This is a genomic window from Halorussus lipolyticus (genome assembly GCF_029338375.1).
GTDB lineage: Archaea > Halobacteriota > Halobacteria > Halobacteriales > Haladaptataceae > Halorussus > Halorussus lipolyticus.
Window position 1 is genome coordinate 348489 of record NZ_CP119804.1, and the last position, 17263, is coordinate 365751.

General features: G+C 64.5%; 18 protein-coding genes. 10 read left to right on the plus strand and 8 right to left on the minus strand.

Features of this window, described 5'->3' with window-relative positions:
- Window position 1 precedes the first annotated feature (1 nt).
- The 7 genes from P2T57_RS01795 to P2T57_RS01825 all read left to right on the plus strand — a co-directional run bounded on the left by P2T57_RS01795 (window position 2) and on the right by P2T57_RS01825 (window position 6695).
- Entirely contained in the window at window positions 2-688 is a 687-nt protein-coding gene (locus tag P2T57_RS01795) for a haloacid dehalogenase type II (protein WP_276300765.1), read from the plus strand.
- A gap of 213 nt (window positions 689-901) precedes the next feature.
- Window positions 902-2224, plus strand: a complete 1323-nt coding sequence (locus P2T57_RS01800) for a substrate-binding protein (protein ID WP_276300766.1) — start codon at window positions 902-904, stop codon at window positions 2222-2224.
- Between the two features lie 129 nt (window positions 2225-2353).
- Window positions 2354-3289: a branched-chain amino acid ABC transporter permease gene (locus P2T57_RS01805; RefSeq protein ID WP_276300767.1), complete on the plus strand. Its 936-nt coding sequence runs from the start codon at window positions 2354-2356 to the stop codon at window positions 3287-3289.
- A complete protein-coding gene (locus tag P2T57_RS01810; protein ID WP_276300768.1) occupies window positions 3286-4470 on the plus strand; it encodes a branched-chain amino acid ABC transporter permease in 1185 nt (394 codons plus the stop codon). Before P2T57_RS01805 ends, P2T57_RS01810 begins: the two co-directional genes overlap by 4 nt.
- Window positions 4470-5228: an ABC transporter ATP-binding protein gene (locus tag P2T57_RS01815; protein ID WP_276300769.1), complete on the plus strand. Its 759-nt coding sequence runs from the start codon at window positions 4470-4472 to the stop codon at window positions 5226-5228. The genes P2T57_RS01810 and P2T57_RS01815 overlap by 1 nt, the downstream gene beginning before the upstream one ends.
- Window positions 5225-5977: an ABC transporter ATP-binding protein gene (locus P2T57_RS01820; RefSeq protein WP_276300770.1), complete on the plus strand. Its 753-nt coding sequence runs from the start codon at window positions 5225-5227 to the stop codon at window positions 5975-5977. The genes P2T57_RS01815 and P2T57_RS01820 overlap by 4 nt, the downstream gene beginning before the upstream one ends.
- Window positions 5943-6695 (plus strand): thioredoxin domain-containing protein, encoded by a 753-nt coding sequence (locus tag P2T57_RS01825; RefSeq protein WP_276300771.1) that lies wholly within the window; start codon window positions 5943-5945, stop codon window positions 6693-6695. Before P2T57_RS01820 ends, P2T57_RS01825 begins: the two co-directional genes overlap by 35 nt.
- Before the next feature lie 405 nt (window positions 6696-7100).
- Here P2T57_RS01825 and P2T57_RS01830 read toward each other — a convergent pair whose 3' ends face one another.
- The 7 genes from P2T57_RS01830 to P2T57_RS01860 all read right to left on the minus strand — a co-directional run bounded on the left by P2T57_RS01830 (window position 7101) and on the right by P2T57_RS01860 (window position 13036).
- Entirely contained in the window at window positions 7101-7502 is a 402-nt protein-coding gene (locus P2T57_RS01830) for a universal stress protein (protein WP_276300772.1), read from the minus strand.
- A 75-nt stretch (window positions 7503-7577) separates the two neighbouring features.
- Entirely contained in the window at window positions 7578-7850 is a 273-nt protein-coding gene (locus P2T57_RS01835) for a DUF7520 family protein (RefSeq protein WP_276300773.1), read from the minus strand.
- A gap of 276 nt (window positions 7851-8126) precedes the next feature.
- Window positions 8127-9851 (minus strand): cytochrome c oxidase subunit I, encoded by a 1725-nt coding sequence (gene ctaD / locus P2T57_RS01840; RefSeq protein WP_420028551.1) that lies wholly within the window; start codon window positions 9849-9851, stop codon window positions 8127-8129.
- A 205-nt stretch (window positions 9852-10056) separates the two neighbouring features.
- Window positions 10057-10287: a DUF6684 family protein gene (locus P2T57_RS01845; protein WP_276300775.1), complete on the minus strand. Its 231-nt coding sequence runs from the start codon at window positions 10285-10287 to the stop codon at window positions 10057-10059.
- 139 nt (window positions 10288-10426) lie between these two features.
- Entirely contained in the window at window positions 10427-10786 is a 360-nt protein-coding gene (locus tag P2T57_RS01850; RefSeq protein ID WP_276300776.1) for a DUF7541 family protein, read from the minus strand.
- A gap of 566 nt (window positions 10787-11352) precedes the next feature.
- Window positions 11353-11700, minus strand: coding sequence for a C2H2-type zinc finger protein (locus P2T57_RS01855; protein WP_276300777.1), 348 nt, complete (start codon window positions 11698-11700; stop codon window positions 11353-11355).
- A gap of 10 nt (window positions 11701-11710) precedes the next feature.
- Window positions 11711-13036, minus strand: coding sequence for a hypothetical protein (locus P2T57_RS01860; protein ID WP_420028552.1), 1326 nt, complete (start codon window positions 13034-13036; stop codon window positions 11711-11713).
- Window positions 13037-13238: 202 nt separating this feature from the next.
- On the opposite strand from P2T57_RS01860, the gene P2T57_RS01865 reads away from it, so the two are divergent.
- Entirely contained in the window at window positions 13239-13454 is a 216-nt protein-coding gene (locus P2T57_RS01865; protein ID WP_276300779.1) for a hypothetical protein, read from the plus strand.
- Here P2T57_RS01865 and P2T57_RS01870 read toward each other — a convergent pair whose 3' ends face one another.
- Window positions 13455-13718 carry an MTH865 family protein gene (locus P2T57_RS01870; RefSeq protein ID WP_276300780.1) on the minus strand — a complete coding sequence of 88 codons (264 nt, stop codon included), beginning with the start codon at window positions 13716-13718 and terminating at the stop codon, window positions 13455-13457.
- 382 nt (window positions 13719-14100) lie between these two features.
- On the opposite strand from P2T57_RS01870, the gene P2T57_RS01875 reads away from it, so the two are divergent.
- Together P2T57_RS01875 and P2T57_RS01880 are read left to right on the plus strand one after the other, a co-directional pair.
- Window positions 14101-15582, plus strand: a complete 1482-nt coding sequence (locus P2T57_RS01875; RefSeq protein WP_276300781.1) for a hypothetical protein — start codon at window positions 14101-14103, stop codon at window positions 15580-15582.
- 342 nt (window positions 15583-15924) lie between these two features.
- Entirely contained in the window at window positions 15925-17019 is a 1095-nt protein-coding gene (locus tag P2T57_RS01880; RefSeq protein WP_276300782.1) for a DUF354 domain-containing protein, read from the plus strand.
- Window positions 17020-17263 lie beyond the last annotated feature (244 nt).

Genomic DNA, 17263 nt, shown 5'->3' on the forward strand with positions numbered 1-17263 from the left:
TATGACCAACAGCGAATCAATCGACGATGTCCTCTGTTTCGACATGTACGGCACGCTCTGCGACACCAGCACCGTCACCGCGGCGCTCGGCGAACACTTAGACGTGGCCGACGGCTTCGTCGCCGACGTGGACGCCCTCTGGCGGCGGACCCAACTCCGGTACGCCCAGCAGGTCGCGCTGATGGACGACTACGCGCCCTTCTCGGAGGTCACGGAGCAGGCCCTCGACTACACGCTGAACTTCTACGACCTGAATCCCGCCGAGGACGCCCGCGAGCGAATCGTCGCCGCCTACGACGAGTTGGACCCCTACCCCGACGCCGCGGACGCACTCGACCGCCTCGGCGAGGAGTACACCGTGGCGGTCCTCTCGAACGGCAACCCCGAGATGCTGGAGACGATGGCGGAGAACGCTGGCCTCGCCGACCACCTCGATGCGGTCGTGAGCGCCCACGAGGTCCGGACGTTCAAGCCCGACCCGGCGGTCTACCGCAACGCGGCCGACCGCTTCGACCGCGAATTGGGAGGCTGTCGGCTGGTCTCCTCGAACCCGTGGGACGTGGCCGGAGCGAGTAGCGCCGGGATGGCGACGGCGTGGGTCAACCGGTCGCGCGAACCCGCCGAGGAGGTCGGCGGCGACGCGGACCTGACCGTCGAGTCGCTGTCCGCGCTCGCCGACGCGCTGTAATCTCGATTACCGTCGGTCGTCCGTCGATTACCGCCGCCCGCGGGCCGACTCCCGACGGAAAATGTTGAAGCCGGGACAGGCTTCGACCTCCGGCAAATACTGCGAGGATTCGGCGTCAAATTTTCGCTATCCTTCGATTTCCCCGATATTTTACGACTCGGAAGCCGGAATATTCCCGTATAATTATTAATGATGTTCGCGTGGCTTGATAGCATGGCACGGAGAGAAAAAGCGGACGTGTCGCGCCGAGACGTGGTGAAGATGGCAGGAGCCACCGGCTTGGCGGGACTGGGGGTCGCGGGAAGTGCGAGCGCACAGGAGAATCCACCCATCGGGAACTTCCCGATTCAGGGCAATCCGACCTTCGGGTTCACGGTTCCACAGTCCGGACCGTACTCGTCGGAGGGCCAAGACGAGTTACGGGCGTATCGACTCGCGGTCGAACACCTCAACAACGGCGGGGGCTGGGTAGACAACTGGTCGGACCTGACGGGCAACGGCGTACTGGGCAATCAGGTCGAGTTCGTGTCGGGGGACACCGCGACCGACGCCGACACCGCCCGACAGACCGCTCGCCGGATGATTCAGCGCGACGGGGCCATCATGCTGTCGGGTGGCTCCTCCAGCGCGGTCGCAATTGCGATTCAGGAACTGTGTCAGCGCGAGAAGGTCAACTACATGTGCTGTCTGACCCACTCGAACGACACCACGGGCAAGTCCTGCGTTCGCTACTCCTTCCGGGAGATGTTCAACGCCTACATGAGTGCCCAAGCACTCGTCCCGCCCGTCACCGACGAGTACGGCGGGAGCAACAACTTCTACCAGTTGTACGCCGACTACACGTGGGGCCAGACGGTTCAGTCCTCGATGAGCCAGTTCTTCGGCGAGGCCGGATGGAACGAAATGAACAGCGTCGCCACGCCGCTGGGCACCAAGGACTTCTCGTCGTACCTCTCGCAGGTGCCGCGAGGAGAGACCGACGTGCTGTTCCTGAACCACTACGGTCTCGACGGCGCGAACTCGCTGAGTCAGGCCAAGGAGATGGGACTGGACGAGGACATGGAAATCATCGTCCCGCTGTACAACCGACCGATGGCACAGGCCGCGGGCGGCAGTATCGAAGGCGTGTTCGGTACCGTCGCGTGGGACTCCCAAATCGACAACGAACCGTCGAACCAGTTCACCTCCGCCTTCCAAGAGAAGTACGAGCGCATCCCGTCGGGACCGGCCCAACTGGCCTACGCCCAGACGCTCCAGTACGCCGCGGCAGTCGAGCGCGCTGGCACCTTCTACCCGCCGGAGGTCATCAGACAGTTGGAGGACCACGAGTACGACAACATCGGGATGGGCCAAGAGACGATGCGGGCCTGCGACCATCAGGCCCAGCGCGCGGTCCCCGTCGTCAAGGGACTGCCCGAGGGCGAACAACAGCAGGGCCAGTTCTTCGAAATCGTGAATCTCACGTCGAGGGACACGCTGGGCTACGCCTGCGACGAGGGTCCGGCAGGGGAGTGCGAACTCGGCCCCTACGAGTAGTCGAGAACCCCCTCTTTGGGGTGCTGTTCAGGTTCAAATGAAGGAACTAACCTTTATGCTTGCGAGAGGATACCACACAGACATGGTGGGGAATCGAAACTCGACTGCGCCGTCCTCGGAGGGAAGACCGTGAGTCTCCTCGCCGAGACGGTGACGGTACTGCTGAACGGTCTCCAACAGGGCGCAATCTACGTGTTGGTGGCAATCGGATTGTCAATCATCCTCGGGACGCTGAAGTTCGTCAACTTCGCCCACGGCGCGCTCTATCTGATAGGGACCTACGCCGGACTGCTCATCACCCTCGAAATCACGCTGACCGACGGGAAACTCGCCGACTGGGGCTACACCACGCTCGGCCTCGGATGGGGCTTTCTGCCCGCGCTCCTCATCGTCCCGGTGCTGGTGTTCGTGGTCGGATTAGCGATGGAGCGGTTCGTCGCCAGACCGTTCTACGACAGGCCCGACACCGACCAGATTCTGCTGACGTTCGGGTTGGCCATCGTGGTCCAAGAGGTCTTCAAAATCCTGTTCGGCGGCCAGAGCTACAACTTCGCCCGGCCCGGTTGGGCCAGCGGACAAGTGGGCCTTCCCATCGTGGGCACCTTCCCCGAGTGGCGTCTCTACATCATCGGGATTACGGCCGCCGTGGTGGTGCTGGTCTACGGTCTCATCGAGTACACCGACTTCGGACTGGTCGTCCGCGCCGGAACCAGAGACGCCGAGATGGTCGAACTGCTGGGCATCAAACTCTCGCGGCCCTATCTGATGGTGTTCGGCGTCGGGGCGGCGCTGGCAGGCGTCGCGGGCGTCGTCGGCGGCCCGCTCTACGCGGTCAACCCCAACATCGGAACCGAGGTGCTGGTCCCGTCCTTCCTCGTCGTGGTCATCGGAGGAGTCGGGTCCATCTCGGGGGCAGTCCTCGGGGGCATCCTCATCGGCGAGACGCTGGCGATTATGGTCGCCATCGCACCCCAGTGGTCGCAGGTCGGCATCTACGTGCTGGCCGCCGTGGTCTTGCTGGCCAGACCGCAGGGCCTACTGGGGGCCGAGGAGGTGACGCCGTGAGCGACGAACCCGCCGAGACTCCGGACGCCCCGGAGGACACCGGCACTGCAGTCGAGCGAACTCGGCGCGAACTCCCTTCGTGGGAGCGAATTCGCCAAAGCGAGTGGTTCGTGGTCGGCGTGACCACGCTCGCAGTCGCGGTCTTCCCGTGGCTGTTCGCCCGCGCCCCGGTCATCAGCGGCGTTCTGCGCGGGTATCAGGACTTGGCCACCCTCATCCTCATCTGGGGCATCTTCGCCATGGGGTTCAACCTCCTGCTGGGGTACACCGGCCTGCTGTCGTTCGGTCACGCCGCGTTCTGGGGCGGCGCGGCCTACGCCGCCGGGGTGTTCAGCGCGCAGGTGTCGTCGAGTCCGATACTCATCATCCTCGCGGGCACCGCGTTCGCGGCGCTGTCGGCGTGGATACTGGGGTTCATCTCGCTCCGGCGCGGGGGCATCTACTTCGCCATCCTGACGCTGGCGTTCGGTCAGATGGCCTACTACATGGCGCTGTCGCCGATGGCGTGGATTACCGGCGGGGAGAACGGTTTCACCGGCGTCGAACTCGGCAAACTGTTCGGGGTCTTCCACCTCCGGTATCCGGTGCCCGGCATCAGTTGGCTAATCGGGACGTGGAAGTACGTGCTGGTCGGCGGGGTCGCGGTCCTCTGCGTGGCTGTCGCCAACCGCATCCTCCACTCGCCCTACGGGATGGTGTTCCGGGCGATTCGGGAGAACGACCAGCGCGCCGAGTTCGTGGGCCTGAACGTCTGGCGCTACAAACTGATGGCGTTCATCATCTCCGGAGCGTTCGCGGGCATCGCCGGGAGTCTCTACACCATCTACAGCGCCTACGTCCCGCTGTCGTCGTTCTACTGGACGACGAGTGGCGAGGTCGTTATCATGGCCGTGCTGGGCGGGGTCGGGTCGCTGTTCGGTCCCATCCTCGGTGCGGGCATCTACCTCTACGTCGAGAACATCGTCAGCGGGGTTCAGCAGTTGACCCTGCCGTTCACCGGACCGAACGAGTACCTGACGCTGGTCCAAGAGCCAGTCGTCCTGATGGACGGGTTCGGGGCCTACTGGCACCTGATTCTGGGACTGGTGTTCGTCGCAGTCGTGGTCCTGTTCCCGCGGGGCATCTGGGGCCTGCTGGAGGACTTGGGCGGTGCCTTGCGAAAACTGGGCGGTGGTCGGTGATGGCTCTGCTCGAAACCCACAACCTGACCAAATCATTCGGCGGCCTCGTGGCGGTGGACGACGTGAACCTCGAAATCGAGGAGGGCGAGTCCATCTCGGTCATCGGGCCGAACGGGGCGGGCAAGTCCACGCTCATCAACCTCGTCACGAGGATGCTCGACGCCACGGAGGGTGACATCGAGTTCGAGGGCGACTCGATTCTCCACGCCGAACCCCACGAGGTGGTCCAGAAAGGGGTGAGCAGGTCCTTCCAGACCGCCTCCATCTTCCCGGAGTTGACGGTCGAGGAGAACGCCCAAATCGCGGCGCTGGCGGCCGAACACGGCTCGTTCCGGTTCAACTTCCTGCGCCATCGGGACAACTACGGCGAGGTGGACAGGTTGGCCCGCCGGACGCTGGACGCGGTGGGACTGCTCGGCCAGCGCGACGTGACCGCCGAGGACCTGCCCTACGGCGACAAGCGCCGGTTGGAGTTGGGCATCGCGCTGGCGAGCGAACCGAGTCTACTGCTGATGGACGAACCGACCGCGGGGATGTCGCCCGAGGAGACCGCCGACACGGTGGAACTCATCGAGGAAGTCAAAGAGGAACTCGGCCTGACCATCCTGCTGGTCGAACACGACATGGAGGTCGTCTTCAACGTCTCGGACCGCATCGTGGTGCTGAACCGCGGGTCGGTCATCGCCGAGGGACCGCCAGAGGAAGTTCAGGGCGACCCCGAGGTCCAAGAGGCGTATCTCGGAGGTGTCGATGCGTGAGTTTGCTAACACTCGATGCGGTGGACGCTTTTTACGGCGAGAGCCACATCCTGCGGGACGTGTCGCTGAACGTCGAGGAGGGCGAGGTCTGTTCGCTCCTCGGGCGGAACGGCGCGGGCAAGACCACCACGCTCCGGTCGATTTCGGGGGCGCGACCGCCGGAGGTCCGGGACGGGCGCATCTCGTTCAAGGGCGAGGACATCACCGCGATGGACCCCGAGGACATCTCGGCGCGAGGCCTCTCGCTGGTGCCGGAGGAACGGCGCATCTTCCCGAACCTCACGGTGGCCGAGAACCTCCACCTCGCGGAGGTGTCGGAGAACAAGTCGAACACGGTCGGGCGGTCGCTGGGGCAGGTAGAGGTCGAACACGTCGGGATGACGACCGACGAGGTGTACGACGAGTTCCCGCGACTCCGCGAGCGCAAGTCCCAGCAGGCCGGGACGCTCTCGGGGGGCGAACAGCAGATGCTGGCCATCGCTCGGGCGCTCAAGCAGAACACCGACCTGCTTCTGCTGGACGAACCCTACGAGGGGTTGGCACCCCAGATTATCGCCGACGTGGAAGACGCCATCCGGCGCATCAGGGAGTCGGGGACCACGATTCTGCTGGTCGAGCAGAACGCCATCGCGGCCATGGACATCGCCGACCGGTGTTACGTGGTGGACCAAGGGAGCATCGTCTTCGAAGGAACCGCAGACGAGTTACGAGCAGATGACGAAACGAGAGACCGATACCTCGGCGTCTGAGGCATCGAGCGACCAGTCAACCGAGACGACCGCGACCGGCGAGACCGATGCAGTCCCGACCGACGAGACCGAAGCCCTGTTCGACGCGCTGGTCGAGGAGGGCGTCCTCGCGGTGGGCGAGCGGGGCGTCCGGACCACCGACGAGTTCGACGACACCCACGCCGTCTATCACGATTCGTACGTCGGCGTCTCCGACGACGAGTTTCACGAGGCCGTCTCTGCGACGTTCGGCCTGCCGGACCGAGCGTCGGCGGCCGACCTCGTGACCGACCGCGGCGTGACCAGAGACGAGTTCGTGGTCTACCTCGCGGTGGATTCGCACCTCGATAGGGAGGCCGCAACCGAGGAGTTGGCCGCGATGGCCGGGATGATTTGGGAAGTCGTACCCGACTCGCCGGTCCCGGCCGACCTCGCGGACGTGACCGACGACCCCCAATCGCTCCTCGCCAGCGAGGAGCGCGCGCTGATTTCGGTCTGGAAGCGATTCTGCGACCCCTGTGACGCGACCAAGGACGACCTCGATACGCTCCTCGGTGCGGTGCCCGACGACGTGGCGCTGGCGGGCGTGGACGGCGAGGCCGCAGTCGAGTTCTGCCAGCGTCACCGAGTCGAGTCCGCGCCGGGGTTCGTCCTCGCGGACGGCGACGACCGCCAGACTCTCTGCGAGTCGGACGCCGAGACAGCGGCCGAGGAGGTGCGCGCGTTCTACGAGGAGTGAAGGCTCCTCGACTGACCGGGCAAGCAATCAAATAAGTTCTCTAAAGCAATCCATACAATTTCAAAACACCTTCAGAGATGTCTTTCGAGCGGATGCGCCCGACGGGCGCATCCGCGGGCGCTCGGTGCCACAGACCACCGGGACGCGCTCGGCGAAGCAACTGCCGGAACGCACTCGGCCGAACAGACCGCCGTTTGGGTGGATGAAGGGGCCACCCGGTCGCGTTCAATTCAGTCGCTCGTCGGCCGCTATCCGTCGCAACTACGTCCGTCGGATATGCCGACGAGCGACCGCGAGCGGGTGGGGGCTTCAAAAGGAGTTCACGACTCCGGTTAGTGTCGAGTCGGTCGAGATGCAAAGCGGCCGTCGAGAATCCCAGTGGAGAAAACTGCGCCGGTTCCCGCGTTACTGTTCCTCCATCGAACCAGTCACGAGTACGGGTCTCTCCGCCTGCAAAATCACCGACTGGGAGACGCTCCCGAAGATGGCCTTCCCCGCCGGCGAGCGGTTCCGCCCGCCGACGCAGATGCAGTCGGCGTCCTCGTTCTGGGCGAACTCCAAAACCGCCACGGCGGGTTCGCCGCTCCGCTCGGAGATTTCGGTCTCGACGCCCGCGTTTTCCAGTACCTCCTCGGCCCGCCGGACCGACCCGACCTGCGTCGCGGACGCGCCGTCGGGGTTCTCGGTGAAGACGTGGAGGAGCGTCGCGCGAACTTCGTCGGCCGACCGCGGGAGGTCGGCGACCGCTCGGGCTTGGCGCTGGGCGCGGTCGGACTCCTCGTCAACTGCGATGACGACGTGGTACATGGTACCAGCCACGACGAACGCAGACTTAGGTGTTCGGCCGAAGTTCGCTCGCCGAGAAGGATACAAAAGCGTGGCTCAGGAGTTCTCGTCGGGATGCTCGGCGTCGGCCATCTCCGAGACGAGGACGACCAGCGCCAGCGGCACGCCGAGAGCCAGACCCACCGTCACGACGCCGTAGACCGCCAGACCCAGTGGCGTCGGCGCGAGTTCGATTAGCCCGAGGAGTTTCACGGAAGTCAGGTCTCTCGGCCCGGCGACGCCGAGCATGGCCCCAACGACCCCGGTGAGGGCCACGATGAGGCCGTAGAATCCAACGACGAACGACCGACCGCCGAACGTCTCGCTCACGACCGACAGTGAGGGCGGCGGAAGGATTAGCCTTTTCATCCGTTCGACCCCAACCTCCGGTATGAGCGAGAAAGACATGCTGGCGTATCTCCTCGGGGGAATCGCAATTCTCATGTTTGCGATGGGTATCATCCTCGCGCTGACCTAATCCGGGCCTTCGACTGGGACGGTCCCGCGAGTGGTTTCGTTACGGGTACGACCGGAAACGCAGTTCGACGTCGAGAAAACGGCGCGTCGGCTACTCGGCGCGAAAGAACGGAAAAGCGACGTTCGAGATTACTCTTCTTCGATGGTCTCGCCGCCGTCGGCGCGGACCTCCTCTCCGCCGTCGGTGGCGATAGCGGTCTCGCGCTTACGCTCGAACCACTCCCACTCCTTGGTCTTCATGCCGTCGTCTTCGAGGTCCCACGGGTCGCCGCTCTCGACGCGGGGGCCTTCGAGCCACGAGACGACGAGGTTGTAGACGAAGATGAGTTGGCCGAAGCCCATGACGAACGCACCGACCGTCGCAACGAGGTGGAGGTCGGTGAACTGCGGGAGGTAGGTGGCGTAGCGCCGGGGCATCCCGCCGTAGCCCAGCAGGAGCATGGCGAGGAAGGTCACGTTGCTACCGATCATCGTGAGCCAGAAGTGCCACTTGGCCAGCGTCCGCTGGTACATCCGACCGGTGAACATCGGGAACCAGTAGTAGATGCCTGCGAATCCGGCCATGGCGATGGCACCCATCACGATGAAGTGGAAGTGCCCGACGACGTAGTAGGTGTCGTGAAGCACGAGGTCCACGGGGATGGACGCGAGGAAGACGCCCGTGACGCCCCCAAGGATGAAGTTCTGGACGAAGCCGATGCAGAACAGCATCGGTGCGACGAGTCGAAGTCGGCCGTTCCACATCGTCGTAATCCAGTTGAACACCTTGACCGCGCTGGGCACTGCAATTGCCAAGGATACTGCCATGAAGCTAGCCCGGATGCGGGGGTCGATGCCCGTACTGAACATGTGGTGTGCCCACACGCCGAAGCTCAGGACACCGATTGCCAGCGTCGAGTAGACGACGAACTTGAACCCGAACAGCTTCCGGCCCGCGAAGCGGGGCAGGATAAGGCTGACGAGTCCCATCGGGGGTAGCACGAGGATGTACACTTCGGGGTGTCCGAAGAACCAGAACAGGTGTTGCCAGAGAATCGGACCGCCACCTTCCGCCGCGAAGAACGTCGTGGCGAAGTTCCGGTCCATCAGGAGCATCACGAGCGCGCTCCCCAGCAGGGGGAACGAGAACAGGATGAGACCCGACTGGGTAATCATCGTCCACGAGAAGATGTCGAGTTTCTCCCAGCCAACGTCCTCGCCGCGCTCGGTGAAGATGGTGGCGATGAAGTTGATGGCACCCATCGTCGCGGAGACGCCCGAGAGGTGTAGACCCAACAGCATCAGGTCCACGCCGGGGTTGGTCTGCTCCACCGAGAGGGGCGTGTACATCGTCCACGAGGTCTGTGCAGGCTGAATGTCACCGCTGGTCAGTGTGGCCAGTGGGAAGCCCGCCCAGATGAGGACCGCCGCGGGCGGCAGGAGCCAGAACGCGATGGCGTTGATGCGCGGGAAGGCCATGTCGTCCGCGCCGATGAGGAGCGGGATGAAGTAGTTCCCGAACGCCGCGATGATGGGCGTCCCGAACAGGAACAGCATCGTGATGCCGTGTGTCGTCAGCAGGGCGTTGTAGAAGTTCGCCCCGATGATGAACTGCTCGGGAACCGCGAGTTCGGTCCGCATGATGAGGACGGCGATGCCGCCCCACGCGAACGCAAAGAGACCGTAGAACCCGTAGAGGAGGCCGATGTCCTTGTGGTCCACGGTGGTCAACCAGCGCACGATTCCGGCGGGCTTCTCGGAGTGAGCGTGCCCAGTCTGTTCGCCGACGTACCCGCCGCCAGCGAGGGGGGTGTAGGAGCGCCAGTCCTCGAGTCGAGTGAGGAAAGCGGCGACCCCCACGAGGAGGACCCCCATGACGACGGTGAGTGCGATTTGCCCGGCTTCTACCATACGCGGTGGTCAGGACTACAAGGTAAAGAAAGGTTAGGATACGCCCCCGTCACCGCGTCGGATTTCGTGGGACGGAGTAGCAAAGATTACGCCGGCTTGTCAACTCGGTATTATTTCTCGGAGTGCGATGCGCGAGTACGTTCGTCGGGCGAATCGTGGTCGAGCGTCGTTACTCCTCGGCCTCGGCGGACTCGAGGAGGTCGGCCGCGATGTAGGTCAGAATCGCCAGCAGGACGAGCGGGACGACGAGCAGGGCGAATCCGACCGTCGAAACGAGTCCCTCGATGGCCCACGGCGACGCGACGGCGAACAGCGCGACGAAGAACCCGATGATGAAAAGCGGGATGATGTTGACCGAAATGTCGAGCCACGTCTCCCGTTCGAAGATGGGGGTTGCCATGTTCGACGGTACCCACGGGGGTCCCAAATAGGTTGCCGATTCGGTTCGACCACGGACGAGGACAGCACGGAACGGTTCAGGGACAACTAACTGATTCTTAGCAAAACAAAATTGTGTCCCAAGCCAACCGAAACGCGCTTCAAACCGCGTCTGGTTGCCAGAACGACCCGAAGACCCCGCTGAGGAGGAGAACCACGCCACCGACGAGGATAGCCAGCCCCCGGAGGTGGACCGAACCCGTCGTCGTGGTGGTGATGAGCGCCCCGATAGCGAGACAGAGGACCGAGGCCGTGACCAGTCCCTTCCACGGGTCGGCGATGTACTCCGACTCGCGGAGGATGCCCACGACGCTCCCGGCGAACAGCAGGAGTCCGCCGACGGCGACGGGAAAGAGTGGCCACACGATGCCGACCTCGAAGATGGCGAGTCCGAACGCGACGAACAGCGGCCACGGACTCGCCTTGCGGTATTCGTCACTCAGTCCGGGTTGTTCGTCCATGCTCTTTCCTCGGGGTGGGTCCGACTAAAGGGCACCGCTACGAAATCGCCGGTGGATAACTGCTCGTCCGAATATCTTCGGCGGAGCGGTTCGTGAGAAAATCCACGTCCGAATCGCGGTGGTCCGCGCCTCGGAGTGACGAAGCCACACCACGCGCTATCGACCTGCGAACCGCGCGAGGGTTCAAATACGAGGACGCGACGAACCCTGCCCGGACGTTTCGCGCGGTCTACCGGGACCGGGACCGGGACCGCCAGTCCGACTAACCGGAAACGGCTGAGCCAACGTCGTGAGTGGCATCGCTGTCTCCTCGGCGAGAATCGCTGACCGCGCGTTCCGTGTCGCGCTGGCCTCGGACACCAGCGTCGGGCACAGACGCAGAGTTAGCAGGAGCGCCAGCTATCGCGGATTTCGGGAGAACTGCACTGCGAACGCTCCGCACAGCACCGCGACCGCACCGCGCCCCGAACCTCCCCGCCGCGTCTGACTCGCTTCGCTCGTGCAGACGCGGCGCATCCGGGTGGGAGTCTCGCAGAGCGAGGCCGGTGGACCGTCCGCCAGCGGCATCACCGGAGCGAATCCGGCCACGCCCTCGCCTCCGGAATCGCCCCGAATCCGACGAACGCGGCGGCCAGCGGGTCCTCCATGACGACGGAGTAGGCGAACAGGAAGGCGAAGTAGACCACCACCAGCAGGCCGAGGAGCTTCAGCCTGAAGGTCCGAAGGTCGTCGCTCTCGTCGGTGTAGGTCGCGCGGAACTCCTCTCTGCGGGCGTCGTCGAGGCGTTCCCAGTGGTCGATGCCCTCGTGGAGGACCAGTAGCTTCTCGGACTCCAGCGGGCGACCGCAGTAGGGGCACTCGGCGGGCGATTCACCCGAAGGAACGTCGGTGTCATAGGTTGTTGCGTCGGTCATGGTCGAGTAGTCAGACGAACGGCGGGGACGCACTCGGCGCGGAGACTATCCAGAGACTCGTCATGGTGTACAGCACCATCACGACCACGAAGGGGTACTGGCTCCGGACCGCCTGCAAGCGTCCGGGAAAGACCTCGTATGCCGAGGTGTGGGCGACCCAGACCGCCAGCAGGTGCCCGAGCAGGACGAACGCGACGGCGAGCATCCCGAACCAGTCCGGCAGGACGACGACAGAGGGGTTGATGGGCGGATTCAGGGGGTTCGACAGTGCCGACACCAGCGCGGGCGACAGCGAGACGAACAACCCGAGGAAGTGCGCGAGATGGTAGCCCGCCGCGATGGGCAGAAGCGAGGGCGCGAACCGCTCGGCGATGGCGTCCGGCGTGAGGTACGTCTCGGCCGTCTTGCGCGAATAACTCGACGCCAGCCAGTAGGCCCCCAGAAAGAGGCCGTACCCCGCGAGCATCGCCACCGGATAGAGGAGCACCGGCGGAATGCCAACCTCGACCAGCAACGTCGCTGTCTCCACCCAGACCGGCGTCCCGACGAACCCGTCGTAGGTCGTGACCCACAGAACCGCCACCACGAAGGCCACTTCGTCCCGGCCGTCGGCGAGGCCCGCGTCGGTCAGCGCCGCGCCCGGCGGGCGAAGTTCGAGGCCGTCTTCGCCGCGCTGGATGGGTGCGACCTTGCCGTAGTACCGGAACAGTCGCGCCACGGGGTCGGCCTCGCCGAACCACGAGTCCGGCCCGAAGACGAGCGCGCCGGCCAGCGTAGCGACCGAGTAGCCGACCACGACCCACGCCAGCAGTCGCGGGTCGTCGGCCAGCGGACTCACCACTTCGAGCCACACCACCACGAGGAGACCGGCCACGCTCGGCCACGCGCCCCACGTCTCGGGATACTCCCTGTCGAGGGAGGGAAGCCACTCCGAGAGCGCCCGCCACGGGTTCAGCGCGGGCCAGCTATTTCCGAGCAGGTAGACCGTGGCGACGTATCCGGCCCACCAGCCGACCCACACCGTCAGAATCGCGGCGTTGCGGAACATCTCTCGGGGACCGAGGAGACCGATAGCGACGACGCCCGCCAGCGCGACCACCGAGAGGACGCGGGTCAGCGTGGCCACGCTGTCGAGGGGCGCACCCGCGACTCGCCGCCAGCGGTGGACCGCGCGGATGAACGCCCGGTCGGTGACGAAACTCGCCAGCAGGAACGACGCGCCGACCACGCCCCCGCCGGTCAGCAGGAACAGCCACGTCGGTACCGAGAGCGACCCCGCCGCCGCGCGCAGACCGCCGCCGTGAGCGAGCGCGGTCCCGGCGAAGCCACCCAGCATGCCCGCGACCGAAAACAGGAGGGTTCTGACGCTCGGGCGTCTCATTGTCTGGACTTGGGACGGTCGGGACTTGTCGCTTCCGGAGTGACGACGCCAGCAAGGTTTTGTACAATCGTGTGGTACGGGGTGTGGGGAGATTACCGTGGAACGTCAAGGTACACCGACAGGTCCGGGGGAGCGAAATCCCGAACGAGGAAGCGACGTGGGGGCACCGACCGAGGCCGGCCAGCGGCCCGACGACATCGCCGAGATGGATATTACCGAGCCGACGGTGACGTGGCTCGAAGTGTCTCATCCACAACAGCCGATTCCCATCGGCGAGAACGACCGGGTTATCGACAGTCAGTTCAACGAACAGTACGACGTCTGGGAAGTGCTATTGGTCGCGCTTCCCGACGAGGAAGAAGAAGACGAGTAGTTAGAGCATATCCTTCTCTTTCAGCCCTTCGAGGAGGTCATCCACGAGGGTTTCCACGTCGTCGTAGGGGAATTCCTGAACGCCCGAGAGTTTGGTCGAGAGTTCCATCGCCGTGAAACTCACGTCGCCGGCCTCGAAGCGCGTGCCCGGTCCGTCGGGGAGCGCGGGAACGAGGTCCATCGGGTTGCTCACGGGGTAGTCTGCGCCTTCGAACGCTTCGGTGAACTGCTCGCGGAGTTCGGCCTCGGTTTCTTCGTCTGCCATGTGAGGTGATGTGTGTCGTAGCGGGCAAAAGCGTTCCGGAACAACCCAGAACTAGTTGTGGGTTTCTTTGCCGACTGTGGTCTCACGCTCGCCGAGGACCGTCCACCGAAGTCCGTGTGACCCAATTTGCTCGTGGTATGACTTCCTTACCAGCGGAAACACCGCGTTAACCGGCGATTGAACGTGAGAGTACGCAGTCGGTATCGGTAGTTTCGGGAGTCGCCGAGAAGTTTGGTCGAGTGACTGGGAATCGGTCTCGTCGGCCCGGAACCCGTCTACAACCGACAGCGGGCGTGCGAATTGGACAACGTATAAATCGGAAATTACTCATTGAAGTGAAACCGCAAAGCTTGTAATATAGTAACTTCGCCTTGAAGATGCAATGGCACGCGACAAGACGGCACGCGAACGCGACGAACGACGAGCGGTAGACCGGCGGTCCTTCTTGGGAGTCGCCGGAGCAGGGGCCGCCGCGGCACTCGGCCTCGGTTCGATGGCGAGTCAGACGGCGAACGCGGCGGACTACCGGACAGTCACGGTTCCCGCAGGCGAGACCCGGACGTTCAACGTCGGGAGCGGCGAGACGCTCGAAAACCTCCTCATCGACATGACCGCCGACGGCGCGTCGGCCAAAATCTACGCCAACGGCGATGGCTGGACGGTCCGGAACGTCGCCTTCAAAGGTAACCACCCCGGCGGCCACTACCTGTTCACGCCCGCAGTCTCGAAGGGTGGCACCGCCACAGTCGAAAACCTCTACATGGGCGACGGACAGACGGAGGGCACCGGCAAGGGCGGCATCTGGGTCATCGGTCCGGACCACTACGGCACGCTCAACTTCCGGAACGTCAACATCCAGCACTTCATCGACAACGGCCTGTACGGGACCGACCCCGGCTACGACTACGCCGGAGCGCACGGCGGCGTCGTCAACGTCTACGACAGTTTCTTCAACAGCAACAACATCTCGAACATCCGGGTCGGGTCCCGCGACGGTCGGACCTGCCACGTCGAGAACTGTGTCGTGCGCACGGGGTCCACTCGGGCCTGCGGCGTCGGGTGTTCCAGCCCCGGCGCGAAGAACTCCCGCGGCGTCTGGGCGTGGTGGGGTCCGGTCGAAGTGAGAGACTCCGACATCGAAGGCCCCGCGGTCGAACAGGACAGTCGCGCGGGCGACCCGACTATCTCCTCGACCAACACTCGCTGGGGGTCGAACGCCAACGCGGACCGCGTTCCGGCCGGGGTCCCCATGACGGCCGAGGAGGCCGCCAGTGGCTCCTCCAGCGCGTCCAGCGGCGGTAGCTCCGGGTCCGAAACCACCGAACCCGACGCCGAGGGCACCGTCTTGGAACTCGTCGCAGGTGCGAACACCTCCAACGCCTCCTACGAGTTCACGGTCGAAGGGAGCGTCCAGAAGCGGACCTCGGGCGACGTGGGGTCCGAGGCCAACGACAGCGTATCGAACAACGGCGACGGCACGGTGACGGTTTCGGGCGTCTCGGGCAACGGCTACGGCGACTCCTACCTCGTGAACGGCGACTTCCTCTCGATGACCCTCGACGAGAGCAAGTGGGCGCTCACCTACGGCGGCAATCAGGTCGACGTGGACGACCTCGTTCTGCCGAACCGGTTGGTCATCGACGGGACCGACACGCCCCGTCAGTCCAGCGAGTACACCGTGGAGTTCAGCGGGAAGGCCCGCAAGAGCGCCGCGCTCGGGTCGGTCAACGCGAACGACGAAATCGCGGACGGACAGATTTCGGGCCGGGTCATCGGCGGCACGGACGGCTACCGGTTCTCGGGCGAAATCACCGGCTTCCGACTCGACGGTCCCGCGACGGTCCGCGTCGAGGACAGTTCCTAATCCGATTTTTTACAAAACAGTCTCCTCTTCGGTATCGTTCGGTAGGAAGAACCGCCCAAAGCAGTGGTCTCGGGTTGCTAGCCCGGAAGGAACCGTTACAGGTTGCGTAACGGTCGCGTCTTGCGACGCACCCGAAACGAGTCAACGAGCTTGTATAAAACTTTCTTCGGTAGCGCCGGGGTCGCCGACAGGAGTTGTCTACTCGGCGTTCAACCGGGACTTATCTGGCGGGCGCGAGGTCAGCGGTCGCGTACTCGTCGGCGTCGAATCTGGTGTCGGGGCCTGAACCCGGCGAACGCGGCGTAGAACAATACTCGGCGCAAAGCGATATGTGGCAGAGACATGAACTACCTGTTCTTCACGAACACCCCGGCCCACGTCCACCTCTATCGGAACGCAGTCGCGGAACTGCAGGCCCGAGGCCACGACGCGCTCCTGCTTGCTCGGGACTACGGATGCACCATCGACCTGCTGGAGTACTACGACCTGCCACACGTCGTCTACGGTGAACTGGCGACCAGCAAGTACTCGCTGGCCCGCCAACTCCCGAGCCACTACTACACTATCGTCCGGAAGACCCGCGAGTACGACCCGGACAAGATTTTCGGGGTGGGTGCCTACGCCGCCCACGCCGGAGCGGTGACGGACACCCCAGTCGTCCTCATCACCGACTCGGAGAACACCCACCTCGACCACGCCATCTCGCGGCCCTTCGCCGACGCCTACCTGACGCCCCACACCTTCGACAAGGACCTCGGGGAGAAACACCACGTCTTCGAGGGGTTCAAAGAGTGCGCCTATCTCCACCCTGACGAGTACGTCCCGCAGACCGACATCCGGGAGCAGTTGGGTGTCGGCGCAAACGAGGAGTACGCCATCGTCCGCCTCAATGCCTTCGGGTCCCACCACGACGTGGGACAGGGCGGGTTCACCCCAGAGAAGCGACGGGAGCTAATCGAGGACCTCTCCGGCGAGGCCACCGTCTTCGTCTCCGACGAGGGCGGGGAGATGGACTTTGCGGACCTCCCGGCCCGGCCCTTCGACCTGCACCCGGCGCTCCTGCACGACGCGCTCTCGGAGGCGTCCCTGCTGGTCGCCGACACCCAGACGATGGTGACCGAGGCGGCCCTGCTCGGGACGCCCGCGATTCGGTCGAACTCCTTCGTGGGCGATGGCGACATGGGCAACTTCGAGGAACTCGAACGCGCGGGCCTCATCTACAACATTCGGGAGTTCGAACCGGTCGTGGAGACCGCTCGGGGCCTGCTGGCCGAGGAGGGCGTCGCCGACGAGTGGGCGCGAAAGCGCAGGGAGTTCATGGCCGACAAAGTGAACCTGACTGACCTCGTGGTCGAGGTGGCGACCGACCCGGCGATGCTCAAGTCGCTCCCGACCAAGCGAACCCACGAGCGAATGGCCGGCAGTGCGACGGTCTGAGGCGCTGAATATCGATTTCTCGGTGACTCTTTCGGTGGTGGTTTCGGCGGGTTCTCCTCGGCCAGCGAACGCTCGGCCGAAAAACCGACAGCGAAAACCCGACTGACCAACCACCGTGGGGTGGATGAAGGGGCCGCCCGGTCGCGCCGCAGGCTTGGTCGTCTCCGGCGGCCCTATTCGCAGGCCGGGCGGTGCTGAGAGGCCTGCGAATATCCGGCGGAGCGACCGCGACCGGGTGGGGGCT

Coding starts and splice junctions, on each gene's coding strand:
- P2T57_RS01795 (WP_276300765.1), top strand. CDS start 2: ATGACCAACAGCGAATCAATCGACGATGTCCTCTGTTTCGACATGTAC.
- P2T57_RS01800 (WP_276300766.1), top strand. CDS start 902: ATGGCACGGAGAGAAAAAGCGGACGTGTCGCGCCGAGACGTGGTGAAG.
- P2T57_RS01815 (WP_276300769.1), top strand. CDS start 4,470: ATGGCTCTGCTCGAAACCCACAACCTGACCAAATCATTCGGCGGCCTC.
- P2T57_RS01825 (WP_276300771.1), top strand. CDS start 5,943: ATGACGAAACGAGAGACCGATACCTCGGCGTCTGAGGCATCGAGCGAC.
- P2T57_RS01830 (WP_276300772.1), bottom strand. CDS start 7,502: ATGTACCACGTCGTCATCGCAGTTGACGAGGAGTCCGACCGCGCCCAG.
- ctaD (WP_420028551.1), bottom strand. CDS start 9,851: ATGGGGGTCCTCCTCGTGGGGGTCGCCGCTTTCCTCACTCGACTCGAG.
- P2T57_RS01845 (WP_276300775.1), bottom strand. CDS start 10,287: ATGGCAACCCCCATCTTCGAACGGGAGACGTGGCTCGACATTTCGGTC.
- P2T57_RS01850 (WP_276300776.1), bottom strand. CDS start 10,786: ATGGACGAACAACCCGGACTGAGTGACGAATACCGCAAGGCGAGTCCG.
- P2T57_RS01855 (WP_276300777.1), bottom strand. CDS start 11,700: ATGACCGACGCAACAACCTATGACACCGACGTTCCTTCGGGTGAATCG.
- P2T57_RS01860 (WP_420028552.1), bottom strand. CDS start 13,036: ATGCTGGGTGGCTTCGCCGGGACCGCGCTCGCTCACGGCGGCGGTCTG.
- P2T57_RS01870 (WP_276300780.1), bottom strand. CDS start 13,718: ATGGCAGACGAAGAAACCGAGGCCGAACTCCGCGAGCAGTTCACCGAA.
- P2T57_RS01875 (WP_276300781.1), top strand. CDS start 14,101: ATGGCACGCGACAAGACGGCACGCGAACGCGACGAACGACGAGCGGTA.
- P2T57_RS01880 (WP_276300782.1), top strand. CDS start 15,925: ATGAACTACCTGTTCTTCACGAACACCCCGGCCCACGTCCACCTCTAT.